The organism is Agrobacterium sp. 22-210-1, assembly GCF_053522525.1.
In genome coordinates this window covers 961199-986281 of record NZ_JBNWCI010000001.1, presented here as the reverse complement: position 1 = coordinate 986281, position 25083 = coordinate 961199, and the positions used below count along the sequence as shown (strand labels likewise).

24 protein-coding genes are annotated in these 25083 nt (G+C 60.8%); 11 read left to right on the top strand and 13 right to left on the bottom strand.

Annotated elements, in window-relative coordinates:
* The first annotated feature begins 48 nt into the window (after positions 1 to 48).
* The 6 genes from ACQZ5F_RS05040 to ACQZ5F_RS05015 all read left to right on the top strand — a co-directional run bounded on the left by ACQZ5F_RS05040 (position 49) and on the right by ACQZ5F_RS05015 (position 7123).
* Entirely contained in the window at positions 49 to 1941 is a 1893-nt protein-coding gene (locus tag ACQZ5F_RS05040; protein ID WP_312357995.1) for a peptidyl-prolyl cis-trans isomerase, read from the top strand.
* Between the two features lie 16 nt (positions 1942 to 1957).
* Positions 1958 to 3001 (top strand): anthranilate phosphoribosyltransferase, encoded by a 1044-nt coding sequence (gene trpD / locus ACQZ5F_RS05035; RefSeq protein ID WP_448731055.1) that lies wholly within the window; start codon positions 1958 to 1960, stop codon positions 2999 to 3001.
* A gap of 10 nt (positions 3002 to 3011) precedes the next feature.
* Positions 3012 to 3827: an indole-3-glycerol phosphate synthase TrpC gene (gene trpC, locus ACQZ5F_RS05030; RefSeq protein ID WP_225339770.1), complete on the top strand. Its 816-nt coding sequence runs from the start codon at positions 3012 to 3014 to the stop codon at positions 3825 to 3827.
* A 7-nt stretch (positions 3828 to 3834) separates the two neighbouring features.
* Positions 3835 to 4326 carry a cyclic pyranopterin monophosphate synthase MoaC gene (moaC, locus tag ACQZ5F_RS05025; RefSeq protein WP_225339769.1) on the top strand — a complete coding sequence of 164 codons (492 nt, stop codon included), beginning with the start codon at positions 3835 to 3837 and terminating at the stop codon, positions 4324 to 4326.
* On the top strand, positions 4327 to 5544 hold the full coding sequence (locus ACQZ5F_RS05020; protein WP_225339768.1) for a molybdopterin molybdotransferase MoeA: 1218 nt from the start codon (positions 4327 to 4329) through the stop codon (positions 5542 to 5544).
* A gap of 508 nt (positions 5545 to 6052) precedes the next feature.
* Positions 6053 to 7123 carry a GGDEF domain-containing protein gene (locus ACQZ5F_RS05015; RefSeq protein WP_046798345.1) on the top strand — a complete coding sequence of 357 codons (1071 nt, stop codon included), beginning with the start codon at positions 6053 to 6055 and terminating at the stop codon, positions 7121 to 7123.
* A gap of 226 nt (positions 7124 to 7349) precedes the next feature.
* Here the strand turns inward: ACQZ5F_RS05015 and ACQZ5F_RS05010 are convergent, their stop codons facing one another.
* The 3 genes from ACQZ5F_RS05010 to ACQZ5F_RS05000 form a co-directional block, all read right to left on the bottom strand.
* Positions 7350 to 7958: a pyridoxamine 5'-phosphate oxidase family protein gene (locus ACQZ5F_RS05010; RefSeq protein ID WP_225339767.1), complete on the bottom strand. Its 609-nt coding sequence runs from the start codon at positions 7956 to 7958 to the stop codon at positions 7350 to 7352.
* 46 nt (positions 7959 to 8004) lie between these two features.
* Positions 8005 to 9816: a monovalent cation:proton antiporter-2 (CPA2) family protein gene (locus ACQZ5F_RS05005; protein ID WP_046798343.1), complete on the bottom strand. Its 1812-nt coding sequence runs from the start codon at positions 9814 to 9816 to the stop codon at positions 8005 to 8007.
* 278 nt (positions 9817 to 10094) lie between these two features.
* Positions 10095 to 10463 carry a gamma-butyrobetaine hydroxylase family protein gene (locus tag ACQZ5F_RS05000; RefSeq protein ID WP_046798342.1) on the bottom strand — a complete coding sequence of 123 codons (369 nt, stop codon included), beginning with the start codon at positions 10461 to 10463 and terminating at the stop codon, positions 10095 to 10097.
* 107 nt (positions 10464 to 10570) lie between these two features.
* Between ACQZ5F_RS05000 and moaA the strand changes: the two genes are divergently transcribed.
* From moaA to mobB, 5 genes are all read left to right on the top strand, one after another.
* Positions 10571 to 11620: a GTP 3',8-cyclase MoaA gene (gene moaA / locus ACQZ5F_RS04995; RefSeq protein WP_052819870.1), complete on the top strand. Its 1050-nt coding sequence runs from the start codon at positions 10571 to 10573 to the stop codon at positions 11618 to 11620.
* A gap of 173 nt (positions 11621 to 11793) precedes the next feature.
* Positions 11794 to 12762, top strand: coding sequence for a DMT family transporter (locus ACQZ5F_RS04990; protein ID WP_046798341.1), 969 nt, complete (start codon positions 11794 to 11796; stop codon positions 12760 to 12762).
* 1 nt (position 12763) lies between these two features.
* Positions 12764 to 13963, top strand: a complete 1200-nt coding sequence (locus tag ACQZ5F_RS04985; RefSeq protein ID WP_046798340.1) for a multidrug effflux MFS transporter — start codon at positions 12764 to 12766, stop codon at positions 13961 to 13963.
* Positions 13960 to 14598, top strand: coding sequence for a molybdenum cofactor guanylyltransferase MobA (mobA, locus tag ACQZ5F_RS04980; protein ID WP_225339766.1), 639 nt, complete (start codon positions 13960 to 13962; stop codon positions 14596 to 14598). Before ACQZ5F_RS04985 ends, mobA begins: the two co-directional genes overlap by 4 nt.
* Positions 14599 to 14658: 60 nt before the next feature.
* The gene (mobB, locus tag ACQZ5F_RS04975) at positions 14659 to 15174 is read left to right on the top strand and encodes a molybdopterin-guanine dinucleotide biosynthesis protein B (protein ID WP_225339765.1); all 516 of its coding nucleotides are present in this window, start codon (positions 14659 to 14661) and stop codon (positions 15172 to 15174) included.
* Between the two features lie 214 nt (positions 15175 to 15388).
* Here the strand turns inward: mobB and ACQZ5F_RS04970 are convergent, their stop codons facing one another.
* The 10 genes from ACQZ5F_RS04970 to nagZ form a co-directional block, all read right to left on the bottom strand.
* Entirely contained in the window at positions 15389 to 16957 is a 1569-nt protein-coding gene (locus ACQZ5F_RS04970) for a peptidoglycan DD-metalloendopeptidase family protein (RefSeq protein WP_225339764.1), read from the bottom strand.
* A 345-nt stretch (positions 16958 to 17302) separates the two neighbouring features.
* Entirely contained in the window at positions 17303 to 17956 is a 654-nt protein-coding gene (locus ACQZ5F_RS04965) for a protein-L-isoaspartate(D-aspartate) O-methyltransferase (RefSeq protein WP_046798336.1), read from the bottom strand.
* On the bottom strand, positions 17953 to 18723 hold the full coding sequence (gene surE / locus ACQZ5F_RS04960; RefSeq protein WP_046798464.1) for a 5'/3'-nucleotidase SurE: 771 nt from the start codon (positions 18721 to 18723) through the stop codon (positions 17953 to 17955). Before surE ends, ACQZ5F_RS04965 begins: the two co-directional genes overlap by 4 nt.
* A gap of 174 nt (positions 18724 to 18897) precedes the next feature.
* Positions 18898 to 20181, bottom strand: a complete 1284-nt coding sequence (serS, locus tag ACQZ5F_RS04955) for a serine--tRNA ligase (protein WP_046798335.1) — start codon at positions 20179 to 20181, stop codon at positions 18898 to 18900.
* Between the two features lie 95 nt (positions 20182 to 20276).
* Complete coding sequence (gene tatC, locus ACQZ5F_RS04950; protein WP_225245944.1) at positions 20277 to 21080, bottom strand: twin-arginine translocase subunit TatC; 804 nt, start codon at positions 21078 to 21080, stop codon at positions 20277 to 20279.
* Complete coding sequence (gene tatB, locus ACQZ5F_RS04945) at positions 21077 to 21811, bottom strand: Sec-independent protein translocase protein TatB (RefSeq protein WP_448731054.1); 735 nt, start codon at positions 21809 to 21811, stop codon at positions 21077 to 21079. Before tatB ends, tatC begins: the two co-directional genes overlap by 4 nt.
* Before the next feature lie 53 nt (positions 21812 to 21864).
* A complete protein-coding gene (locus tag ACQZ5F_RS04940) occupies positions 21865 to 22071 on the bottom strand; it encodes a twin-arginine translocase TatA/TatE family subunit (protein ID WP_046798332.1) in 207 nt (68 codons plus the stop codon).
* A gap of 130 nt (positions 22072 to 22201) precedes the next feature.
* The gene (scpB, locus tag ACQZ5F_RS04935) at positions 22202 to 22936 is read right to left on the bottom strand and encodes an SMC-Scp complex subunit ScpB (protein WP_225245942.1); all 735 of its coding nucleotides are present in this window, start codon (positions 22934 to 22936) and stop codon (positions 22202 to 22204) included.
* Complete coding sequence (locus ACQZ5F_RS04930) at positions 22926 to 23774, bottom strand: segregation and condensation protein A (RefSeq protein WP_052819781.1); 849 nt, start codon at positions 23772 to 23774, stop codon at positions 22926 to 22928. Before ACQZ5F_RS04930 ends, scpB begins: the two co-directional genes overlap by 11 nt.
* Before the next feature lie 58 nt (positions 23775 to 23832).
* Positions 23833 to 24849 (bottom strand): beta-N-acetylhexosaminidase, encoded by a 1017-nt coding sequence (gene nagZ / locus ACQZ5F_RS04925; protein ID WP_448731053.1) that lies wholly within the window; start codon positions 24847 to 24849, stop codon positions 23833 to 23835.
* Between the last annotated feature and the right edge of the window lie 234 nt (positions 24850 to 25083).

Genomic DNA, 25083 nt, shown 5'->3' with positions numbered 1-25083 from the left:
CCGGAAGGCTGGCGACCGCGATGACGTTCCTGTGAGGTTTGCATAACGATGCTCGATTCCCTGAGAAATGCTTCTCGAACCATGGCAGCCAAGCTGCTGCTTCTCCTGCTTGTTGTTTCGTTTGGCGTCTGGGGCGTCTCCGCATCGCTTGTCACCGCCAATTCCCACGCCGTCATGACGGTGGGTGACCAGACGGTCAGCCCGCAGGAGTTCCGCCTCGCCTATCAGCGCCAGATTTCCGATCTCAGCCGCCAGTTCGGCACAAGGCTGACGACCGAACAGGCCAAGGCCTTCGGCATCGACCGGCAGGTCTTCAGCCAGCTTGCTGCAGGGGCATCGCTCGACGAGCTTGCATCCAAGATGAATCTCGGCCTTTCGGAAGATCGCCTTGCCAAGCTCATTGCCGAAGACCCGGCCTTCAAGTCGGTCAACGGCCAGTTCGACCGCAATCTGTTCAGCGAACGCCTGCGCAATTCCGGCTTCCGCGAGGACGACTATATCAAGGAACGCAGCAAGGTTGCCGTCAGAAGCCAGATTGTCGAAGCCGTGTCAGATGGTTTTGCCGCGCCGCAGGTGCTGGTGGATGCGCTGAAGCAGTATCGCAACGAGCAGCGCGCGGTCGACTACGTCATTCTTTCCAACGCCGTCATCCCGCCGGTCAAGGCACCGGGCGACGATGTGCTCACGCCGTGGTTTGAAACCAACAAGACGAAATATCGCGCACCGGAATTCCGCAAGTTCACCTATGTGAAGCTGGAACCGTCGGACATTGCCGATCAGGCTTCGGTGACCGACGCGCAGATCGCCGACTATTATAACAGCCACAAGGACAGCTTCCGCACCGCCGGCCGCCGCACGGTTGAACAGCTGACCTTCACGGACAAGGAAATGGCTGCCGCTGCCGCCGAACAGATCCGTCTCGGCAACACCACCTATGATCAGGTGGTGAAGGATCAGGGCAAGACCGCTTCCGACGTGACGCTCGGCGAATTCACCAAGGACACGATCCCCGACCAGTCGATTGCCGACGCAGCCTTCGGCATCCAGAAGGATGGCGGCGTGTCTGCCGTCGTCGAAGGCTCCTTCGGCCCGGTCATCCTGCGCGTCACCGGCATCAAGCCGGAAACCACCCGCACGCTGGATGAAGCCAAGGAAGATATCCGCAAGGACCTCGCTACTGCCGCAGCGGCGGAAGAAGTCACCAATGTGCACGACCGTTACGAGGATCTGCGCGCCGGTGGTTCGTCGCTTGCCGATGCCGCAAAGCAGCTGAACCTCAAGCCCGTCACCATTGCCGCCATCGATGCCGCCGGCCTCGATGAAAAGGGCGACGCGGTCGAAGGCCTGCCTTCGCCGCAACTGGCGCAGGAAGTCTTCAAGACCGAACCCGGCACCGAAGCCCTGCCGATCAATCTCGGCCGCGAAGGTTACATCTGGTTCGATGCCGAGCAGATCATCCCCGCCCGTGACCGCACGCTTGCCGAAGTACGCGACGATGTCGTGGCCGACTGGACGTCCGAGCAGCAGCGCACAGCACTTGCCGCCAAGGCCGACGAGCTGAAGGCCCGCGTTGAAAAGGGCGAGACGCTTGAGGCTGTTGCCGGCGAGCTCAGCCTTGCCGTCGAACAGAAATCCGGCCTGCGCCGCACCAGTGAGGATGCGATTTTCGGCCGCCAGACGATTGCTGCCGTTTTCTCCGGCGCTGAAGGCGTGGTTGGCACGGCGGCAGATGCCGAGGGTTCCAGCCGCATCCTCTTCAAGGTCACCTCGGTTGACACCAACGCCCCGGCCGACGCGCTTGCCAATGACGACCAGCAATTTACCGCCATTGCCCGTGCAGCTGGCGACGATATGCTGGACCAGATGGTCAACCGTCTGCAGAACGACTATGGTGTGACCATCAATCAGGCCCTCGCCGATCAGGCGATGGTCGGCTTCTGACCGGGGGGCGGAAACCATGGCCGAACTGAAGCCGCTGATCGCCAAGGTCGCGAACGGAGAAAGCCTGAACCGCGAGGATGCGCGGACGGCCTTTGACATTCTGATGTCGGGCGAAGCCACCCCGTCGCAGATCGGTGGTTTCCTGATGGCGCTGCGCGTGCGCGGCGAAACGGTCGACGAAATCGTCGGCGCCGTTTCCTCCATGCGCGCCCGCATGCTGCCGGTCTCGGCTCCCGCCAATGCCATCGATATCGTCGGAACCGGCGGTGATGGCATCGGCACCTATAATATCTCGACGCTGGCTTCGATCATCGTTGCCGGCACGGGCCTGCCGGTCGCCAAGCATGGCAACCGGGCGCTGAGCTCCAAATCAGGCACGGCGGATGCCTTGTCCGCGCTCGGCGTGAAGCTCGATATCGGTCCTGATCTCATCGCCCGCTGCATCGCAGAGGCGGGGCTTGGCTTCATGTTCGCGCAGATGCACCATTCCGCCATGCGCCATGTCGGCCCGAGCCGTGTCGAACTCGGCACAAGGACGATCTTCAACCTGCTCGGCCCGCTCTCCAACCCGGCGGGTGCAAAGCGCCAGTTGCTCGGCGTCTTTTCGCCGCGCTGGCTGGTGCCGCTTGCCGAAGTGCTGCGCGATCTCGGTTCGGAAAGCATCTGGGTCGTACATGGCGATGGCATGGATGAAGTCACCACCACGGGCGTCACCCATGTGGCGGCACTGGAAGATGGCAAAATCCGCACCTTCGATCTGACCCCGAAGGATTTCGGTGTCGACGTCGCGGCAATGGCTGATCTGAAAGGCGGCGACGGTATTGCCAATGCGTCGGCATTGCGCGACGTCCTGTCGGGCAAACGCAATGCCTATCGTGACGTGTCGCTCTGCAACGCGGCTGCTGCCCTTGTCATTGCCGGCAAGGCCGAAACATTGGGTCAGGCGATGGCGATCGTCAGCGAGGCGCTGGACAGCGGTGCGGCGGCGGCGGCGCTTGACCGTCTGGTCCTCGTCTCCAACGAAACAGATGCCGCGCAGGCCGACCACAAGCAGGAATGAGAGCGAGACCATGAGCGACATTCTGAAAAAGATCGAAATCTACAAGCGCGAAGAAATCGCCGCTGCCAAGGCCACGGTCTCATTGGCCGATCTGAAAGCCATGGCCGCTGACCAGAGCGCGCCGCGTGGTTTCTACAAGGCGCTCCGGGCAAAACAGGCCGAAGGCAAATTCGGCCTGATCGCCGAGATCAAGAAGGCCAGCCCGTCGAAAGGCCTGATCCGCCCGGATTTCGATCCGCCGGCGCTGGCTGCTGACTATGAGGCGGGTGGCGCCGCCTGTCTTTCGGTGCTGACGGATAGCCCAAGCTTTCAGGGCGCCCCGGAATTCCTGACCGCCGCCCGCAATGCCTGCGCCCTGCCGGCGCTGCGCAAGGATTTCATGTTCGATACCTATCAGGTGCATGAGGCCCGCGCCTGGGGCGCAGACTGCATTCTCCTCATCATGGCGTCGCTCTCCGACGATGAAGCCAAACGCCTTGAAGACGAGGCTTTCATGCTCGGCATGGATGTGCTGGTCGAGGTGCATGACGCGGAGGAAACCGAACGGGCCCTGAAGCTCGCCTCGCCGCTGCTTGGCATCAACAATCGCAACCTGCGCACCTTCGAGGTCAGCCTCGAAACCAGCGAGAAGCTGGCGGGCCTCGTGCCGGCCGAAAAGCTGCTGGTGGGCGAGAGCGGCATCTTCACCTTCGAAGATTGCCAGCGTCTCGAAAAAAGCGGCATCAGCACCTTCCTCGTGGGCGAAAGCCTGATGCGCAAGGACGATGTGGCGGCGGCCACCAAAGCGCTGCTGACGGGCCAATCCGGCATTCTGGCAGCCGAGTAATATCCCGATGAGCGATGGCCAGAAGCTCACCCATATCGATGCCAGCGGCGAGGCGCATATGGTCGATGTCGGCGACAAGACCGAAACGACCCGTGTCGCCGTCGCCGAAGGCTTCGTGAAGATGAAACCGGAAACGCTGGCGCTCATCCGCGACGGCAACGCCAAGAAGGGCGATGTCATCGGCACCGCCCGGCTGGCCGGCATCATGGCCGCCAAACAGACGGCCAATCTCATCCCGCTCTGCCATCCGCTGATGCTGACCAAGGTGGCGGTGGACATCACCGAAGATACCGCCCTGCCCGGCCTGCGCGTCCAGGCCATGGTGAAACTGTCGGGCAAGACCGGTGTGGAAATGGAGGCGCTGACCGCCGTTTCCATCGCCTGCCTGACGATCTATGACATGGCGAAGGCCGCCGACAAGGCGATGGAAATCGTCAATATCCGCCTGCTCGAAAAGAGCGGTGGCAAATCCGGTGATTTTCGCCGGCAGGAGAGTTGAATGAAACCGCTGCTGCCCGTAGATGATGCCACAAGGCGCCTTCTGGAAGCGGCGGTTCCGGTAACCGGTAGCGAAACCCTGCCGCTTGCCGAATGTGACGGCCGCGTCCTCTCGGCCGATCTGGCGGCGCACCTCACCCAGCCGCCTTTTGACGCCTCGGCCATGGATGGCTACGCGCTGCGCAGCACCGATGCCCCTGAGATCGGCTCAGTCCTGACCGTCATCGGCCAGGCGGCTGCCGGCCATGCTTTTACCGGCACGCTGGGTGAAGGCGAAGCAGTGCGCATCTTCACCGGCGCGCCCGTGCCTGAGGGAGCCGATACCATCCTCATTCAGGAAGATGCAGAAGTGCTGGAAGGCGGCAAGATCCGTACCACCTTCGAAGTCACCGCAGGGAGACACATTCGCCCCCGCGGGCAGGATTTTGCGCAGGGCGAAACGGTTCTGCAAGCCGGGCGCGAACTCGGCTTCACCGACCTGACACTTGCGGCGGCCATGAACCACGCCACACTTGCCGTCTACCGCAAGCCGCGCATCGCCATCCTCGCCACCGGCGACGAATTGCTGCCGCCGGGAAGCACGCCGAACCCGGCTCAGATCATCGCCTCCAACACTTTCGGCGTCGCAGCCCTCGCCCGTCAGGCGGGCGCCGATATTCTCGACCTCGGCATCATTGCCGATGACGATACGTTGATCCGCGCCGCCATCGGCAAGGCCGTCGCAGCCAAGGTGGATGTGCTGGTGACGCTGGGTGGCGCCTCCGTCGGCGACCACGATCTCGTGCAGGCGGCACTGAAGGCGGAAGGCATGCAGCTGGATTTCTGGCGCATCGCCATGCGCCCCGGAAAGCCGCTGATGGTCGGCGCGATCGGCACGATGCAGGTTCTCGGCCTGCCCGGAAACCCGGTCGCCAGCCTCGTCTGCAGCCTCTTGTTTCTCGAACCGCTGATCCGCCGGATCGCTCGCCGCGCGCCTCTGGAACGCAAAGTTACTGTAAGGACCGCAGCGCCGCTAAAGGCCAATGACCATCGGCAGGATTATCTTCGCGCCCGTCTCCGCACCGACGACAGCGGTGAACGCGTGGCGGAAGCCTATGCCAAACAGGATTCATCGATGATGAACATCCTTGCCCATTCCGACGTCCTGATCATACGTCCGCCGCATGCGCCGGAAGCACCGGCAGGCACGGAATGCCCGGTTATAAAGCTCAGGACCTGACGCCGCCCGAGAGCCGCCGGATCGAAACGGTACACTGTTTCAAAAGCTCGACAGATATCATCCCAATACCGGCGCAAACCGCGCCGTCCGGCGCAAACCGCGCCGTCCGGCGTTGAGACCACCAAATAAAAACTGTAAGATTCTTGCGTTTAGACATGAGCGGCGAAATTTTCCGCCTATAGGCCATGTCTTGCCGAATTGAAAAATGCCCCGACCCGACGTTTCCCTTCCTAGCATCCTGTATTGCTGTGCCAAAATAAATCACTCGAAAAGCGTTATCGGGATTGACAGAATAAATACGATGCTGTCACCAAGGCGAATAGTAGAGGGAAAAAACTCCGGAAATTTCTAAAAATGAAAATTACTTATAATTATCAATTAAATAAGATAAAAATCAGCGAAAATGGAATTTCCGGGAACAAAAATTAGTTTTCCATAAATTAAGCTTTCCAAAACAGCCCGCATAATAATAATCATTGTCTATAAGCAGACTCACTGGAGTTTCTTGATGAACACGGCATCCACGCCCAAAACAACGGGACCCGACATTGCCGGGCAGATTGCCTACGCCATGCGGAGCATGGGTGTTTCGCCGATCCCGCGTAATTACAGCCTTTTCTACGAAGCCTATATCGGCTCGAACCCGGCGCTGACGAAGGATCTGGCGGCACTTGGAAGCCGGGCCACGCAGGAGGATCTGGACGAACTGTCCACGCGCCACGGCGAAAGCAATCCGGTCAGGGCAATCGACGACGCGCATGAAAAGCTCAGGCGTGAACTGGAAGCGTTGCTGGGCACATTGCGGCGGGAACAATCCTCCATCGAGAACTACAACAGGATACTTGGCGAAACGCGCCAGCGCATCGATGACAAGAACGCCTCCAGCACAAATATTCTGAAGAATGCGATCCTGTTGCTGGCCGAAGCCACGGGCACAAAGATCACCGACGGTGAAAAGGCGTTCAACGACGTCAATCGCCATGCCGAAGAAATGCACCAGGTCCGCCTGGAGCTGGATGAATATAAGCGCATCGCCAATACCGACTCGCTGACGCGCCTTTCCAACCGCCGCGCCTTCGACGACCGGCTGGCTTCCGTCTACGACAGCTCCATCGGCCTGCAGTATACGTCGCTGGTGCTGCTCGATATCGACCATTTCAAGCGGATAAACGATACGTTCGGCCATCCGGTCGGCGACAAGATACTGGCAACCGTCGCCTCGGTCATCCGCGCCAACGTCCGCAAGGACGGTTTCGTCGCAAGAAGCGGCGGTGAGGAATTCGCGATCATTCTCGACGGCAATACGCCGGAGGAAGTGATGGTGATGTGCGAGCGCATCCGCCTGTCGCTGGAAAGCACGCCCTTCCGCAATTCAAGATCCGGCGCCGATTATGGCACGGTGACGATCTCCATCGGTTTTGCCTCCGCTTCGCAGGCCAACAATCCGGGTGAACTTTATGGCCATGCCGACACGGCGCTTTACCACGCCAAGGAAACCGGCAGAAACCGCTCCGTCTTTTACGAGGACGGTATGCAGAAGAACTATACCGGCAAGAACTGGCTGATTTACCGGACGTGAGGCGTATCGCGCCAGTTTGGGCGCACTGAAACCACGCTACTTCCCCTACCCTCGTTCCTGTGCTTGTCACGGGAACCTTGGCCAGCCCAGGTCCTTGGGCTGAAAAACTCCCTCCGCCGCGCAGACGCGCGTCGACTGGATTCCAGTGACTGGCACAGGAATGAGGGAAGAGGAAAGACGTCGGCCTATCGTTGAATCGCTATGAGGCACTCTTCGCGGCAGCCCCTCACCACATCGTAGCCGCCGCCCGCGCCGCCCATTCGCGGTCATAGGTTTCCTGATCGAACTCCGCTTTCGCGGCTTTCAGCAGCACACCCGGCGTGGGTAGCGACGCCGGTTCGACGAAGTGTTCCGGGTTCCACAGTTCCGAACGCATCAATGCCCGGGCGCACTGGAAATAGACCTCATCAATCGTCACCACGATGACGGTGCGCGGATGTTTGCCGTCCATCTCGAAGCTCTGCAGCAGCTCCGGATCAACCGAAACTATGGCGCGGCCGTTGATGCGCATCGTCGTATTCGAGCCGGGAATGAGGAACATCAGCGCCACCCGTGGGTCACGCACGATGTTGAGAAGGGAGTCGACACGGTTGTTGCCGCGCCAGTCCGGCAGCAGCACGGTCTTGTCATCCGCTACCCGCACGACACCGCCTCTGTCACCGCGCGGTGAACAATCCATGCCTTCCGGCCCCACCGTCGCCAGCGCCAGAAAGGGTGACGCCTCGATCATCAGCCGGTATTCCGCCGTGAGCGTGGCCGTCACCTTCGCAACCGAGGCTTCGCTCGTGCCGTCATAGATGGCCTTCAGTTCCTCAACAGTACGAATGATCGTCATATTCGCCTCAATCCCTCGAAATTTGCTTCATCTGTCGGAAGAGCATTTACTCTTCAGACGCTTCTGCCTTTTCCCGTTCCGCCCGCTCGCGTGCCGTGCGCGCGGCGACGAGATCGGCCGGCTGGGCATTGCCGCGGATCAGCGAACGGCCGGCATAGATGCCGCCGACGACTTCCATGGCGAAACGTTCCTCGTCGCGGTCACGGAATTCCTCCACCAGACGGGCAGCGTCTTCGCGCTCCTCGCCCATGGCGCCCAGCACTTCCTCGCTGAAATTCAGCGCCGATTCCAGCGTCTCGCGGATCTGGTAATCCACGCCGGCCTTCAGAAGATCGATGGCGTGGCCACGGTCATAGGCGCGGGCGAGAACCGGAACCAGCGGGAATTCGTGCTTGACGATCTCCGCGATCCGCACCGCCGCATCCTTGTCGTCGACACAGATGAGAACGGCGCGCGCCGTGCTGGCGCCCGCCGCATGCAGGATTTCCGCCCGCGATCCGTCGCCATAATAGACCTTGAAACCGAACTCCGCCGCATCGCGCACGAATTCGGCATCCTTGTCGATGAGAGACAGCGTGTATCCCCGCGCCAGAAGCGGCTGGCTGACGATCTGGCCGAAACGCCCGAAGCCGATCAGCAGAATGCTGCCCTCGACATTCTCAGGCACATCGAGATCATCGGTATTGGGAACCGCAGCCGGCACCAGCCGGTCGTGCAGAATGACCATCAGCGGCGTCAGCACCATCGAAATGATGATGGTCGCCGTCAGGATGGCGTTAGCCTCCCGGTCGAGAATGCCGGCGCTGACGGCGGCGGAATAAAGCACGAAGGCGAATTCGCCGCCCTGCGCCATCAGCACCGCCCGCTCCAGGCTCTCGCGGCGCGTGGTGCCGAGCGCCCGCGCCACACCATAGATGAGAAAACCCTTGAGCAGCATATAGCCCGCGACGCTGACGACCACCAGCTGCCAGTTGGACGCGATGACGGCAAGATCGATCGCCATGCCGACACCGAGGAAAAACAGGCCGAGCAGAATGCCGCGAAACGGCTCGATATCCGCTTCCAGCTGATGCCGGAAGGAGGATTCCGACAAAAGCACGCCGGCAAGGAAGGCACCCATGGCCATGGAAAGCCCGCTGACCTGCATCAGCAGCGCAGACCCCAGCACCACCAGCAGGGCGGCGGCCGTCATCACCTCACGCGCACCGGAGGCGGCGAGCAGCCGGAAGAACGGGTTGAGCAGATAACGCCCGGCAAGAATGAGCGCGCCGACGGCGGCAAGCGCGATGCCCACGGAAATCCAGCGCTCAGAGGGCGTCACATGTTCGCCGCCCGAGCCGAGAAAGGCGACAAGCGCCAGAAGCGGCACGATGGCCAGATCCTCAAACAGCAGGATGGCGATGATGCGCTGGCCTTTCAGGCTCGACATGCTGTTGCGCTCCTGCAGCATCTGCATGACGATCGCCGTTGAGGTCAGCACGAAACCCGTGCCGGCGACGAAGGACATGATGACGGGAAAGCCGAGACCAACTCCGATCAATGTCAGGCCCGCCATACAGACCAGCACCTGCAGCGCCCCGAGCCCAAAAATATCCTGCCGCATCGACCACAGCCGCGACGGCTGCATTTCAAGGCCAATGATGAACAGGAACATCACCACGCCGAGTTCCGCTATATGCAGAATGGCCTGCGAATCGGAGAAAAAACCGAGACCGTAAGGCCCGATCACCAGGCCGGCGGCCAGATAACCCAGCACCGAGCCGAGGCCGATGCGCTTGAAAATCGGCGCGGCGACAACGCCTGCCGCCAACAACACGACCACCTGGGCCAGATCATTTCCGTTCGCTTCGACAGCCACACGCCACCCCGCTGAAGTTGATAAAACGAGAGTGCCCCCTCGCCAGATTGCCGGCAAAGCGTAAGAACCTTCCTCCGTCATGCCGGACTAGATCCGGCATCCAGCCACGGCGCGTCTGCACCGTGAAAAACGAGTCTTTTGCGATCAAAGACTTGATCGCGCTGGACCCCGGATCAAGTCCGGGGTGACGAAGTGCGGATGCCACCATTTTGCCAAACGCACGGGTTTCTCAAGTCTTTGTCATTATCATCGCGAGGTCATCCACCTCCATGTTTTCTCTACCGGGATAGCGGCTCCCTGCTCAAGCCTTTTTCAGCAAGCTGCCGTTGATAATCGTCAAACAGTGCGTCGCCGGTTTCGCCCAGTTCCCTCAGATATTTCCAGGTGTAGATACCGCTGTCATGGCCGTCGTCAAAAACGATGCGAACCGCATAATTGCCGGTCGCGACCATCGAGCGGATGGCGACATTGCGTTTGCCGGGTACCGTGACCTTTTGTCCCGGACCGTGGCCCTGTACTTCCGCAGAGGGCGAAAGCACCCGCAACATCTCGGCGGGGAGCCGGTAAACGCTTCCATCGTCAAAGGAAACGGTCAATTCCCGCCGGTCTTTCGACACAAGCAGCTCGGTCGGCCAGACATCACTCATTTTTCACTTCCGTAAGCTCATAATATGCGTCAAAATTACGGACTTGCCTCACGATAGGCAAGCCACTACATCATTTGAAAGGCGCATCGCGCAAAGAGGATGGAGACGTGAACAGTTTCCCCGGATCGCTTGAAAAAGCGCAATTCCTGACGGAAAACAACGCACCGATGATTGATCCCTTCGGCCGCGCCATCACCTATCTGCGCGTTTCAGTCACCGACCGCTGCGATTTCCGCTGCACCTATTGCATGTCCGAACACATGACCTTCCTGCCGAAGAAAGACCTTCTGACGCTGGAAGAGCTCGACCGGCTCTGTTCCGTCTTCATAACGCGCGGCGTGCGCAAGCTCAGGCTCACCGGCGGCGAGCCGCTGGTGCGCAAGAACATCATGTCGCTGGTAAGGAACCTCGGCCGCCACGTGCGCACCGGCGCGCTCACGGAGCTGACGCTGACCACCAATGGCTCGCAGCTTGCCAAATATGCCGATGAGCTGGCCGATTGCGGCGTGAAGCGCATCAACGTCTCATTGGACACGCTGGACCGCGATAAATTCCGCCAGATCACTCGCTGGGGCGATATCGACCGGGTGATGGAAGGGCTGGATGCCGCACAGGCCGCAGGCATCAAGGTCAAGCTCAACGCCGTGGCGCTGAAGGACTTCAACGACACCGAAATTGCCGAGATCATGCGTTTTGCCCATGGTCGCGGCATGGACCTGACTGTCATCGAAACCATGCCGATGGGCGAGATCGAGGAAGACCGCACCGACCGCTACCTGCCGTTGTCACAGCTGCGCGCCGATCTGGAAAAGAACTTCACGCTCATCGACAGCGACTACCAGACCGGCGGCCCCGCCCGTTATGTGACGGTGAAGGAAACCGGCGGCCGGCTCGGTTTCATCACGCCGATGACCCATAATTTCTGCGAAAGCTGCAACCGTGTCCGCCTCACCTGCACCGGCACGCTCTATATGTGTCTGGGCCAGGACGATGCCGCCGACCTGCGCACGGCGCTGCGCGCTTCCGACAGCGACGCCTATCTTTCCAGCGCCATAGATGAAGCCCTTCTGCGCAAGCCGAAGGGGCACGATTTCATCATCGACCGCACCCATAAACGCCCCGCGGTCGCCCGCCATATGAGCGTGACGGGCGGCTGATCGGCGGCTGAACCTCTTTCTCGTCGACCCACCCATATAAACGGTTGAATTGCCGACGCCTCCGTGCCACGTCTCTTTACATGGAGGAATGCGTCGTCGCGCCCGCGAGGCCGCCCGAAACCGTCTGAAAGGGCGATCAGGGTAAAACTGCGCATGGTCTGGGATCGTATGGAATGGCATTGACGGACAATACTCGCGGCGCGCTTTTCATGGCGCTCGCCATGGCAAGCTTCACGGCCAACGACGCCCTGACGAAATCCGTCACACCCTATATCAACACCGGCCAGATCATGTTCGTGCGCGGCATCATGACCGTGGTGCTGATCTACATCGCCGCACGGCATTTCGGCGCGCTCAGGCCGCTGAAAACCCTGATGCGCCCCATCATCATCCTGCGCTGTCTCTGTGAAGTGACTGCAGCCGTGCTTTATCTGACTGCACTCGGCCTCATCGAATTTTCCAATGCCTCGGCCATATTGCAGTCGCTGCCGCTGGTGGTGACGCTGGGTGCGGCGCTGTTCCTGCGCGAGCCGGTCGGCTGGCGGCGGTGGGTGGCGATCATCGTCGGTTTCATCGGCGTGCTCGTCATCATCAGACCCGGCCCGGAAGGTTTCACGCCCGGTGCATTGCTCGTCGTCGCATCGCTGGCCGTCACCGCCGCACGTGATCTCCTGACCCGGAAAATGTATGCCGATGTGCCCTCGCTCGCCATTACCGTCATCACCGCCACGGTCAACATGGCGGTGGGCGGTCTGCTGATCGTGCCTTTCGGCGGCTGGCAGCCGATGAACGTCACGATCGTGTCGCATCTCGCCGCTTCCGCCATTCTGGTCCTGGTCGGTTATCAGGCGATCATTCTCGCGATGAGATCAGGCGAAATCTCCTTCGTCGCGCCGTTCCGTTATACCGGCCTGCTCTGGGGTTTCATGATCGGTGTGTTCTTCTTCAACGAAAAGATCGACAGTTTCACCATCATCGGCGCCATGATCGTCATCGGTTCAGGCCTCTATACGTTCTACCGCGAAAGCCTGCGCAAGCGTTCGCAGATGGCCAAGCGCGCAGCCGCGACACCAACGGCTGCGACCACAGTGCGGCCGGCTTCCGTAACGAAAACTGCCGTTACGGAAGAGGCGGGAGAATGAGATGAAAAGCGGCCGTTTTCTCGACCGGACCACCCCACCCCATATCATCACGCTGGTCGTCATCGCCGGCGTCGCGGCGCTGTGCATGAATGTGTTCCTGCCCTCGCTTGCGGCCATGGCGCTCTATTTCGAGACCGATTACGCGGTGATGCAATTTGCCGTTTCAGGCTACCTCGCCGCCACCGCCTGCCTGCAACTGCTTATCGGCCCGCTCTCCGATCTCTTCGGCCGCCGGCCCGTCATGCTTGCCAGCATCGCGATCATGATCGTCGCTACGCTGGTCTGCATGCTGGCGCCGAATATCACCGTCTTCATGATCGGGCGGGTGGCACAGGCGGCCGTCGTTTCCGGCTTCGTGCTGGCCCGCGCCATCGTGCGTGACATGGTGCCGATGGAACAGGCCGCCTCGATGATCGGCTATGTCACCATGGGCATGTCGGTGGTGCCGATGGTCGGTCCCACGGTCGGCGGGTTGCTCAACGACATTTCCGGCTGGCAGTCCAGCTTCGCGCTCCTTGCCCTGCTCGGCGTCGGCATTCTGGCGCTGGCCTGGTTCGATCTCGGCGAAACCAACCACAATAAATCAGCGAGTTTTTCACAGCAGTTCCACGCCTGGCCGGAACTTCTGCGCTCGCCGCTATTCTGGGGTTATGCGCTGACCTCGACCTTCTCATCGGGCATGTTCTTTTCCTTCCTCGGCGGCGCACCCTTCGTCGGCAGCGTGCTTTACGGGCTTGCGCCGGCCATGCTCGGCCTGCAATTTTTCTTCATGGCCAGTGGTTACATGCTCGGCAATTTTGTCTCCGGCCGTTATGCCAGCCAGATCGGCATCACCCGCATGATGCTGTCGGGCAACGTCATCGCCCTTGCCGGCATCGCCACGACCATCACACTGATTTCCGCCGGGGCGGAAAGCGCCTATGCGTTCTTCGTGCCGCTTGCCCTGATCGGCGTCGGCAACGGCGTGACACTGCCCAGCGCCAATGCCGGCATGGTCAGCGTCCAGCCGCATCTGGCCGGCTCCGCCTCGGGTCTCGGCGGCGCGATGACCATCGGTGGCGGTGCCGCCCTTTCCGTGCTTGCCTCATCGGTCCTCTCAAAAGAAGATGGAACCTGGCCGCTCCTCATGGTGATGCTGGCGACCGGCCTTGTCGCCCTTCTCACCACCTATGTCGTAAGGCTGCAGGAACAGCGGCAATGAGCGCCCTTCCCCATCGGATACCCGGTCTCGTGCTCGCCGGCGGCCTGTCGCGGCGCATGGGCACCAACAAGGCAATGGTGATGCTGGGCGATGCGCCGCTGCTTTCCCACGTCGTGCGCCGCATTTCGCCGCAGGTCTCGGATGTCACCATCAATGCCGCGATCAATGACAAGGGCGGCTGGGCGGACACTTTCGGCCTGCCGCTGCTGCCCGATACGCTGAACGGCCATGCCGGTCCGCTTGCAGGTGTTCTGGCCGGCATGCGGCACTTCCGCAATCGCGAGGCTGCCGGCAGCCATTTCCTGACGGCGCCTGCCGACAGCCCGTTTTTTCCGGACGATCTCGTCGCCCGGCTTTGCGAACACGTATCGGACAATACGATCATCATTGCCGCCTCCAGCGGCCAGCTTCACCCCGTCTTCGCGCTGTGGCCGGTGGCGCTTGCCGACGATCTGGAGGAGTGGCTGAGGAACGATGCGAACCGCCGCATCCGCGCTTATCTTGCCCGGCACGTCACCATCGGCGTGGCTTTTCCGCCGCTTGAAACGGCAAAGGGCAGCCTCGATCCATTCTTCAACATCAACACGCCGGATGAGCTGGCGCTGGCGCGTAGCTATCTGGAGCATTTCCAGTAAAGGTGCGCAGCGGTTTTGCATCAGGACAATGCGTTGAAACAAAGAGATGGAGCTGGAACCATGACGACACAAAAGGTCTTTGGCATTGCCGGCTGGAAAAATTCGGGCAAGACCGGCCTTGCGGTGCGCATCGTCACCGAGCTGACAGCGCGCGGCTACCGCGTCTCCACCATCAAGCACGCCCATCATGATTTCGATATCGACAAGGTGGGTGCGGACAGCTGGCGTCACCGCCAGGCCGGCGCCCATGAGGTCACCATCGTCTCCGGCACCCGCTTCGCCATCATGCATGAATTGCGCGGCGAACGGGAACCGTCCTTCGAATACATCCTCTCCCGCCTCGCCCCCTGCGATCTCGTGCTGATCGAAGGCTACAAATATGAGCCCGTGCCGAAGATCGAGGCGCGCCGGCTGGAGGCGATGAAAACCGAACCGCTTGCGCCGCTCGATCCACATATCATCGCGATTGCCGCCGATCATGAAGTGGCGGACACGAACCTGCCCGCTTTCGATCTCGATGATACCGCAACGATTGCCGACTTCATCGAGAAGACGGTCGGGTTGGTGAGAGGGTAAACTGGCATTGGAAACGGGGCCGTTTCTGTCTCGGCCGCACTCTCTCCTCCGTCCTCCTCGGGCTTGACCCGAGGATCCACAACTCCGCGCACCATGGGTCCTCGGGTCAAGCCCGAGGAGGACGTCGAATATGTGGAGACGTTTGCATCCACCCCCCCAAAAATGAAAAAGCCGGGCTCTTCACCCGGCTTCATCATTCCTTGAGACGCAATACCTATTCAAGGAAACCTGATGGGTTCACCGGTGTCGCATCCTTGCGAACTTCGAAGTGAACCTGCGGACGTTTGGCGCTGCCGGTCATGCCCGAGGTGGCGATGGTCTGGCCACGCTGGACCTTCTGGCCACGCTGCACGTCGAGATTGGCGGCGTTGCCGTAGACAGTGACCTTGCCGTCGTCATGGCGCACCAGCACCGTGTTGCCGAGCTGCTTCAGACCGTTGCCGGCATAGATGACCACACCGTTTTCAGCGGCCTTGATCGGCGTACCCTCGGGAACCGAGATGTTGATGCCGTCATTGCGGCTGCCTTCGACATTGTCACCGAAATTGTTGATGACTGCGCCGCGAACCGGCCAGCGATATTTGCCGATGCCCGTGGATTCAGGCGCGAGAGAAGCCATGTCGGACTTCTTTTCGATATCGCTGACACTTGCCGCGGCAGCCGGCGCGGCCGGTACAGTCGCGGCAGCAGCGGCAGGGGCCTTGTAGGGCTCCGGCTTGGCGGATGCGGTCTCGACTGCCTTGGCCGCTTCCTTGGCGGGAACGGAGGCCGTCTTGACATTGTCAGTGCCGGCGCCCGGCATGGAAAGTGTCTGGCCGACACGGATGCTCTCGTTGGAAAGACCGTTGGCGGCCTTCAGCGCTGCAACCGAGACGCCGTTTTCACGGGCGATCTTCGCAAGGCTGTCGCCCGGCTGAACCTTGTAGCCACCGGTCGGCGGCAGCGGCTTGCCGCCGGGAGGCGTCAGCTTGCCGGCCTCGGAGGCAACCTTGTCGCGAGCAGCAGCCTGCGACGGCAGCACGGCCACATTGCCCTCGGGGCTGCGCAGCGGCGTCGGTTGGTCGCCATTGCGGTTCAGCGCGATATTACCGGCGGCATCCTTGGCGGCGTTGCGCACCTGGCCGAATTTCGGAATGAGGATCGACTGGCCAGCCTGCGCGGACGACGCGGTTTTCAGACCGTTGACCCGCAGCAGTTCCTTTTCCGGAACGCCGTAGCGATTGGAAATGGTGGTGATGCTTTCGCCCGGACGCAGCGTCACCGAAGAAGCGCCATCCGTATGCCAGCCATTCTTGTCGGAACGGACGGTTGCGGTGGTCAGATTGTCGGTAACGGGTGCTGCGGCCTGGCGAGCAGGCGCGGCCAGAGACGGAGCTGCCTGTCGCTGCGCGGATGGGAAAGGCTGGGCCATGGCTTCGTTGCGCGTCGACGGATCGCGGCTTGCCACTGCCGACGGCGCCGACAGTTCGGAACGCTGCACCGGAGAGGCCGAAGCCGAGCGGGCCGTGGAAGGCTGGATGCCGCCGCCGTAACCGCCGGACTGCGGATAGGAATTGCCCGCCATGTTCTGGTTGGCGTAACCGCCCTGCGGTGCAGCAGAGGCGTAACCGCCATTCATGTCGCCCTGCGGAACCGGGGCCTGCGCATAAGCACCGCCGCCCTGACGGGCTGGAATTGACGCCGTGGTCATCTGATCCGGTCCACTGGAAAAGAGGCCGCCGAACCGCGTTGCATCCGAGCTACAGCCCGTTGCGACGCTTGCCAGCAATGCCGCTGCGAACATTTTTGCGACTGATTTTCCGATTTTAGACGAATGTCTCATACGCATGACTCGATCTACACTGACGCCAACCCGCCGCATCGAGACCGATCCGGCACAAATTTCACTTCTTGCAAGGCCCATTTCCCGAGGTGGGGAAAACCATGCGTCGATGTTTATGATTAAAGCGCGTTAGTGTTACCACGCCGTTAAAACGTTAAGCCGTTTGGCGCTTTTTTGACACTTCGATAACCATGACGAAAACCGGATGCGTCACGATTGAACAATAATGATATTGAAAATCAGTTAGTTACGGAAATTCAGAACTTTAGAAGACTAAAATAAACCGTCTTCAAAATTTTCATTTTGTTACAAATGCCGGGCAATATGGGTGCTGAGCGGCAGATAAGGCGCCTCAAACAGCTCTTCCTTTTCGAAGCGGCTGCCGGTCTTGGAAAAGCGGGTCATCACGCAGCGATCACCCTCAACGATGATCGGCGCGATCATCATTCCACCCGAAACGATCTGCTCGGCAAAGAAGCGCGGCATGGTGGTGAAGGCAGCCGTGGAGACGATGCGGTCAAAGGTGCCCTCGCCCACAAGCCCGTTGCTGCCGTCCGCCTGGCGAATGACGACATTACGGATGGAAAGGTCATCGAGACAGTTCTGCGCCTGCTGCACCAGTGTCTTGTAACGCTCCAGCGAAAACACCCGCTCCACCCGGCGAGCGATGATCGCCGTCATGAAACCGCTGCCGGTGCCGATTTCCAGCACGCGCTGGCCGGGTTTCAGCTGCAGGCGGGCAAGGATCTTCACCGCCATGTCGGCGCCTTCCATGAAGGCACCGCAATCGATTGGGATCGTGCGGCTGGAATAGGCGTCGGCCGCAAATTGCGGCGGCACGAATTTGGAGCGTGGCGTCTGCTCGACCGCCGTTAAAAGATCAAGGTCGGAAATCCCCTCGCCCCTTAAGCGGAGAACCAGAGCGGCAAAACCTTCCTTTTCGACCATTGCGGATTTCAATCGGCGACTCCGAATCCCAGTGCTTGCGCAACCCGATCCTTCACCGTGTAGTCCGTCAGGTCAAGCTTAAGCGGCGTGACCGAAATCTTGCCGTGCTTCAGGGCATGGATATCGGTGCCTTCGCGGAAGGTTCCGAGACGTTCGCCGAAGCGCAGCCAGTAATAGGGGAAACCGCGGCCGTCCTGTCGTTCTTCCACGGTCAGGCCGAAATCGAGCTTGCCCTGCCCGGTCACGGAAACGCCCTGCACATCCTTGGGCGCGCAATTGGGGAAATTGAGATTGAGGAACGTGCCATCAGGCAGATCGACATCCATCAGCTTGCGCAGAAGATCCGGCGCATAGGTTTCGGCGACTTCCCACGGCACGACGCGGCCATCGGCATGGCTGAAGGCCTGGCTGAGCGCGAAGGAACGCACGCCCTGCAGCGTGCCTTCGATGGCGCCGGCAATCGTGCCGGAATAGGTCACGTCATCGGCCATGTTGGCGCCAGCATTAACGCCTGACAGCACGAGATCTGGCTTCTCAGGCAGAACCTCGCGAATGCCCATGATGACGCAATCGGTCGGCGTGCCACGCAGCGCGAAATGTTTGTCGGAAACTTTTCGCAGACGCAGCGGTTCGGAAAGCGTCAGCGAATGAGCAAGGCCGCTCTGATCGGTTTCCGGCGCAACGATCCAGACATCGTCGGACAGCGTGCGGGCGATACGTTCCAGCACCGCCAGCCCTTCGGCGTGGATACCGTCGTCATTGGTCAGCAAAATCCGCATGTTTTCTCTCTCCGCTTTCATGTCGCAGGGGACGAAGCATCCTCTCCTCCGTCATGCCGGACCTGATCCGGCATCCAGCCGACGCGCGTCTGCGCGGCGGGAAGGACTCTTTTCAGCCCAAGGACTTGGGCTGGCTGGATGCCGGATCAAGTCCGGCAGACGGTAGTGTAATTCTCAAGCCGCCTTCTCGATGCGCTTCAGACCGCCCATATAGGGCAACAGCACGTCAGGAATTGTGACGGAACCGTCCTCGTTCAGATAATTTTCGAGAACCGCGATCAGGCAGCGGCCGACGGCCGTGCCGGAACCGTTCAGCGTGTGCACGAACTTCGTCGCCTTGTCGTCCTTGCCGCGATAACGCGCATTCATGCGCCGGCCCTGGAAATCGCCGCAGACCGAGCAGGACGAAATTTCGCGATAGGTGTCCTGGCCGGGCAGCCACACTTCCAGATCGTAAGTCTTGCGTGCGCCAAAACCCATGTCGCCGGTGCAGAGCGTCATGGTGCGGAAATGCAGGCCGAGACGCTTCAGCACTTCTTCGGCGCAGGCTGTCATGCGCTCATGCTCGGCAACAGCGCTTTCCGCATCGGTGATGGAGACGAGTTCGCATTTCCAGAACTGGTGCTGGCGCAGCATGCCGCGCGTATCGCGGCCGGCCGAGCCCGCTTCCGAACGGAAGGACGGTGTGAGCGCGGTGAAACGCAACGGCAGTTTTTCCTGCTCGAGAATTTCGCCTGAAACGAGGTTGGTCAGCGTCACTTCCGCCGTCGGGATCAGCCATCGGCCATCGGTGGTCTTGAACAGGTCCTCGGAAAACTTCGGCAACTGCCCGGTTCCGAACATCGCCTCGTCACGCACCATCAGCGGCGAGGAAACTTCGGTATAACCGTGTTCCGTCGTGTGCAGGTCTATCATGAACTGGCCGAGCGCCCGCTCGAGCCGTGCCAGCTGGCTGGTCAGAACGGTAAAACGCGAGCCCGACAGCTTGGCGGCGCGCTCGAAATCCATGTAACCGAGCGCTTCGCCGATCTCGAAATGCTCCTTGGCCTCATGGTTCCAGCCGGGCTTCTGGCCGACCACGCGGGTGACCACATTGTCGTGCTCGTCCTTGCCATCGGGCACATCGTCGAAGGGCATGTTCGGCAAGCGCGACAGGGCGTCGTTCAGCTCGGCGGTGACCTGACGGTCCTCCTCCTCGGCGCGCGGCATGTTTTCCTTGATGTCGGCGACTTCGGCTTTAAGTTTTTCCGCAAGCTCCATGTTCTTCTGCGCCATGGCGGCGCCGATTTCCTTGGAGGCGGCATTGCGGCGGGACTGCATGTCCTGCAGGGACTGGATGACGGAACGGCGTTTTTCATCAAGGGCGATCAGGCCGCTGGCGGCAGGCTCAGCACCTCGGCGTGCAAGAGCCGCATCGAAGGCTTCGGGGTTTTCGCGTATCCATTTAATGTCGTGCATCGTCGTTCCAGACCGTTGTTGCATGCCCTCAGCAAAACGCCGGGCAAAGGCCCGGCGCGAAGAGATTTGTGAGCGGGGTAGACCTTCGCAAAGGCTCAGGTCTCTTCCAGCTCCGTGCTTTTGGATTCCGCCGCACGTTTCCTCTCCACGAGTCGAGCCATGTAGATGGAAATCTCGTAGAGAATGATCGCGGGCAGCGCAAGACCGATCTGGGACATGGGGTCTGGCGGCGTCAGCACGGCCGCGACCACAAAGGCCATGACGATGGCAAACTTGCGTTTTTCACGCAGCCAGTCGCTGGTCAGAAGCCCGACACGCGCCAGAAGCGTGGTGACGACGGGCAGCTGGAACACAAGGCCGAAGGACAGCACCAGCGTCATGATGAGGCTCAGATATTCCGACACCTTCGGCATCAGCGAAATCGCCACCTCACCATCCTCAGGCAATTGCTGCATGGCGAGGAAGAACCACATGACCATGGGCGTGAAGAAGAAATAGACGAGCGCCGCACCGATGAGGAAAAGGATCGGCGACGCGATGAGGAATGGCAGGAAGGCGGCGCGTTCGTTCTTGTAGAGACCGGGTGCGACGAATTTATAGAGCTGCGAAGCGATCACCGGAAAGGAGATGACCATCGCGCCGAACATCGCGACCTTGATCTGCGTGAAGAAGAATTCCTGCGGCGCGGTATAGATCAGCGACGATTTTGTCACATCCAGCCCCGCCCAGAGCACGGCCCACTTGTAGGGAATGACAAGCAGGTTGAAGAGGTGCTTGGCAACCGCGAAACAGGCGATGAAGGCGACGAAAAATGCGCCGAGCGACCACATCAGCCGGGTGCGCAACTCCATGAGGTGCTCGATAAGCGGCTGCGGCTTATCTTCGGTATCCCCGCTCATGCTTCATCCTTTTTCGGCTTCACAGCCTTTGTTTTTGCCGCTTTGACCGGCCTGGCGTCGGCCACCGCCGTCGGCCTGTCAGCCTCGGTCTTCTTGGCCGTTGCCTTTTTGACGACAGCCTTCACAGGCGCCTTCGAAACGGCGGCTTCGCTAGTCATCGCGGAAGCAACAGCTTCCGGCGTTGCGGCCACTTTGGTCCGGGCGGCCCGTTTCGGCTTGGCGACAACCGCTTCGGCTTCGACGGTCGCAACCGATTTCGCACGGGCGCGTTTCGGCTTTTCTTCCGTGGCGGCGGCAACCGGTGCCGCTGCGGCAGCGACGACGGGCGGCGTATCCGGCAGCTTCATTTCCGGCTCCGGCGTGCTCATGAGCGGGGCGACCGGCTCGCTCGTCGCCGGTGCGGCAGTGGAGGACAGGCCATCGGGTGCCGCCGTTGCCTTCTGCAGGTCGGATTTGATCTCATTGCCCAGCTGGCGAAGCGGGTTCATCGCATCGCGCAGGGAATTCGTGGGGTTGAGATTGCGGACATCGGAAATCGTCTGGCGCACATCGTCCATATCGGCCTCTTTCAGGGCCTCATCGAACTGCGTGCGGAAATCCCCGGCCATCTTGCGAAGGCCGGCCATCGTCTTGCCGAAGGCGCGGATCATGGGCGGCAAGTCTTTCGGTCCGACGACCACGATCAGCACGACCGCAATCACCAGAAGCTCGCTCCAGCCGATATCTAACATCAATATGCTCCCGAGACCCTAACGCCAGTCTCACACCAAACGGAACAGGCCGCTTACTTGATCTCGTCAGCCTTGTGGTCGACGGTCTTCGCATTGGCATCTGCCGGCGGCGGCGTCTGGTCTTCGTCAGCCATGCCCTTCTTGAAGCTCTTGATGCCCTTCGCGACATCACCCATCAATTCGGGGATCTTGCCGCGTCCGAAAAGGACGAGAACGATCACCAGCACGATGAGCCAATGCCACACACTAAAAGAACCCATAACTGCAACTCCTGAATTTCGCTTTTAGACGATGTAAGACGTTTGAAAGGCTTTTTCAAACGACAAATCGTCGCTGAGACGGGCCGTGCCCATAAACTTTTCGCGTGTATCACGTGGGCCTATGACGATATCAATCGTCACCATCACCACCGCCCGGTGCAAGCAGGCCCAGTTCCTCCAGATCGAGCTGCGTGATCGGGTCTTCATCCTCACGCAACTCGTCGCTCATCATCGGCAGAGGCACACCGAAATTGGACGGGATACGGCCCGAAAGCAGTCCCGCTCCCTTCAGCTCCTCAAGGCCCGGCAGATCCCGCAACTCCTCAAGGCCGAAATGATCGAGAAACTCCACGGTGGTGCCGATCGTCACCGGCCGGCCCGGCGTGCGCCTGCGACCGCGGAAACGCACCCAGCCCGCCTCCATCAGCACGTCGAGCGTACCGCGTGAGGTCTGCACGCCACGGATTTCCTCGATCTCGGCGCGTGTCACCGGCTGATGATACGCGATAATCGCCAAAACCTCCAGCGCTGCGCGCGACAGCTTCTTGGGCTCCTTCTCCTCCGTGCGGATGACGAAGGAAAGGTCGCCCGCCGTGCGGAACGCCCATTGCCCGCCCACCTGCACGAGATTGACACCACGGTCGCCATAGGCGGCCTTCAGCGCGTGCAGAATGGCGACGACATCCATGCCGCGCGGTAGACGCTCGGCGATGAAACCGATGGAAACCGGCTCGGCCGAGGCGAAAACCAGCGCTTCGGCAATTCGCTCAGCCTCCTTCAGCTGACGCTCGGAAAACACCGTGAGTTCGGGTTCCACCCCATCTGTCGCGATCATTGCCTCGCCGGTCTCGTCGTCATTCGTCATTATCGGTCCCTCCGGCACTGGCTCCGCGCTCGTCCCTTGTGCCCCGGCGCATATAGATGGGCTGGAAAGCCCCCTCCTGCCGGATTTGCAACGATCCCTCGCGCACCAGTTCCAGCGAGGCGGCAAAGGCGCTGGCGATGGCCGTCACCCGCATGGCGGGATCCGGAACATATTGCAGCAGATATTGATCGAGCACCGTCCATTCACCGACATCACCGAGGAGGCTGTTGAGAAGCTCACGCGCCTCCACCAGCGACCACACCTGCCGTTTTTCAATGGTGACCTGGGTGATGGCCTGCCTCTGCCGCAGATTGGCATAGGCGCTCAGAAGATCGTAGAGGTTCGCCTCATAAGCCGAGCGATTGATATGCGGAATATGCTCCGGTGCGCCGCGGGCGAAAACGTCGCGGCCAAGCTGGGCGCGGTTGACCAGCCTTTCGGCCGCCTCACGCATCGCCTCCAGACGTTTCAGCCGGAAGGCCAGCGTCGCGGCCATTTCCTCGCCCGAAGGGCCGTCATCCTTTGCCTGCTGCGGAATGAGTAGTTTGGATTTCAGAAAGGCGAGCCAGGCCGCCATCACAAGATAATCGGCGGCCAGCTCAATGCGCACGCGGCGCGCGCTTTCCACGAATTGCAGATATTGCTCGGCAAGGGCCAGCACCGAAATGCGCGACAGATCAACCTTCTGCGTGCGGGCAAGATGCAGGAGAAGATCAAGCGGGCCTTCGAAACCCGCGACATCGATGACCAGCCCGGCCTCGCCCGTCAGCCGCTCCGGCGTCACATCCTGCCAGAGCTTGTCCATCGGCGTTGAATTGCGAGACTTGTCTGCGGCCATTGTTCCATCCGCCGGGCATCCGGCCTGTGATCCCGAGTGGGCGACCGCCGCCCGATCGTCAGGAAACGGCCCACATGGCGTTGAATTCAGCTCTCAGTTCAGCTTCGTCGGAGGCGTCAGCAGCGGGGAAACCCGTCTCCACAGCCCGCACCCGCTCCAGCGAACGGCCGGAAAGAACGGGAACTTCCTTCACAACCTCAAGCATTTCACCCATCACGCCGTTGCAATGCAAGACTATATCGCAGCCACCAGCAACAATATTCGCAGCCCGTTCGCCAAGCGTGCCCTTCAGCGCATTCATGGAACTGTCGTCGGACATCAGCAGCCCGTCAAAGCCGATCCGACCGCGAATGACCTCCTCGATCACCTTCGCCGAGGTAGTCGCCGGGCGTTCGCGATCAACGGCGTTGAACACCAGATGTGCGCTCATCGCCATCAATTCGCGGTTAAGCGCCCGGAACGGCACGAAATCATGGCCGTCCAGCTCATCAAGCGGCACATCGACAACAGGCAATTCATGGTGCGAATCGACCATGCCGCGACCGTGACCCGGCATGTGTTTCATGACGGGCAACATACCACCCGCCTTCAGCCCATCGGCAGCCGCCTGGCCCATCTGCGCCACCATGGTCGGCGAATAGCCATAAGCCCGGTTGCCGATGACATTGCTGGCGCCTTCCACCGGCACATCAAGCACCGGCAGGCAATCGACATTGATGCCGAATTTCATCAGGTCAAAGGCATGCAGGCGCGACATCAGCCAGGCGGCGCGCAGCCCTTCTTCGCGGTCGCGCTCGTAGATTTCACCGAGAATACGGGCATTTGGATAGGCCTGCAGGATCGGCGGCTTGATGCGCTGAACGCGCCCGCCTTCCTGATCGATCAACACCGGCGCATCTGGCCTCCCGACGGCATCACGCATGGATGCGACGAGATCGGCAATCTGTTGCGGCTCGCCGATATTGCGGCCGAACAGGATGAAGCCCCACGGCTGCTGGTCACGGTAAAGGGCAATCTCATCGGCGGTCAGCGAAAGCCCGCTGCATCCGAGGATCATGGCTTTGCAATCGGTCATGGTGTCACGCTCGCAGGGAAAAGAGGGGTAAGGGTAAGGAGACTGCGCCATCGGGATTGCGAAAATCGTCCGACAACCTCTCCGCCGTCATCCTCGGGCTTGCCCCGAGGATCCATCGCTCCGGGTTATGGGTCCTCGGGTCAAGCCCGAGGATGATGGAGAGTGTGGTGGAAGGTCCAAATACTCCAAGGGCTGCCTCACGCGGCAGCCCCGATCGTTACGAAGCCAGATCGG

Excerpts from the sequence above, each read along its gene's own strand:
- ACQZ5F_RS05040 (WP_312357995.1), top strand. The coding sequence starts at position 49 with ATGCTCGATTCCCTGAGAAATGCTTCTCGAACCATGGCAGCCAAGCTG.
- trpD (WP_448731055.1), top strand. The coding sequence starts at position 1,958 with ATGGCCGAACTGAAGCCGCTGATCGCCAAGGTCGCGAACGGAGAAAGC.
- trpC (WP_225339770.1), top strand. The coding sequence starts at position 3,012 with ATGAGCGACATTCTGAAAAAGATCGAAATCTACAAGCGCGAAGAAATC.
- moaC (WP_225339769.1), top strand. The coding sequence starts at position 3,835 with ATGAGCGATGGCCAGAAGCTCACCCATATCGATGCCAGCGGCGAGGCG.
- ACQZ5F_RS05020 (WP_225339768.1), top strand. The coding sequence starts at position 4,327 with ATGAAACCGCTGCTGCCCGTAGATGATGCCACAAGGCGCCTTCTGGAA.
- ACQZ5F_RS05015 (WP_046798345.1), top strand. The coding sequence starts at position 6,053 with ATGAACACGGCATCCACGCCCAAAACAACGGGACCCGACATTGCCGGG.
- ACQZ5F_RS05010 (WP_225339767.1), bottom strand. The coding sequence starts at position 7,958 with ATGACGATCATTCGTACTGTTGAGGAACTGAAGGCCATCTATGACGGC.
- ACQZ5F_RS05000 (WP_046798342.1), bottom strand. The coding sequence starts at position 10,463 with ATGAGTGATGTCTGGCCGACCGAGCTGCTTGTGTCGAAAGACCGGCGG.
- ACQZ5F_RS04990 (WP_046798341.1), top strand. The coding sequence starts at position 11,794 with ATGGCATTGACGGACAATACTCGCGGCGCGCTTTTCATGGCGCTCGCC.
- ACQZ5F_RS04985 (WP_046798340.1), top strand. The coding sequence starts at position 12,764 with ATGAAAAGCGGCCGTTTTCTCGACCGGACCACCCCACCCCATATCATC.
- mobA (WP_225339766.1), top strand. The coding sequence starts at position 13,960 with ATGAGCGCCCTTCCCCATCGGATACCCGGTCTCGTGCTCGCCGGCGGC.
- mobB (WP_225339765.1), top strand. The coding sequence starts at position 14,659 with ATGACGACACAAAAGGTCTTTGGCATTGCCGGCTGGAAAAATTCGGGC.
- ACQZ5F_RS04970 (WP_225339764.1), bottom strand. The coding sequence starts at position 16,957 with ATGTTCGCAGCGGCATTGCTGGCAAGCGTCGCAACGGGCTGTAGCTCG.
- surE (WP_046798464.1), bottom strand. The coding sequence starts at position 18,723 with ATGCGGATTTTGCTGACCAATGACGACGGTATCCACGCCGAAGGGCTG.
- serS (WP_046798335.1), bottom strand. The coding sequence starts at position 20,181 with ATGCACGACATTAAATGGATACGCGAAAACCCCGAAGCCTTCGATGCG.
- tatC (WP_225245944.1), bottom strand. The coding sequence starts at position 21,080 with ATGAGCGGGGATACCGAAGATAAGCCGCAGCCGCTTATCGAGCACCTC.
- tatB (WP_448731054.1), bottom strand. The coding sequence starts at position 21,811 with ATGTTAGATATCGGCTGGAGCGAGCTTCTGGTGATTGCGGTCGTGCTG.
- ACQZ5F_RS04940 (WP_046798332.1), bottom strand. The coding sequence starts at position 22,071 with ATGGGTTCTTTTAGTGTGTGGCATTGGCTCATCGTGCTGGTGATCGTT.
- scpB (WP_225245942.1), bottom strand. The coding sequence starts at position 22,936 with ATGACGAATGACGACGAGACCGGCGAGGCAATGATCGCGACAGATGGG.
- ACQZ5F_RS04930 (WP_052819781.1), bottom strand. The coding sequence starts at position 23,774 with ATGGCCGCAGACAAGTCTCGCAATTCAACGCCGATGGACAAGCTCTGG.
- nagZ (WP_448731053.1), bottom strand. The coding sequence starts at position 24,849 with ATGACCGATTGCAAAGCCATGATCCTCGGATGCAGCGGGCTTTCGCTG.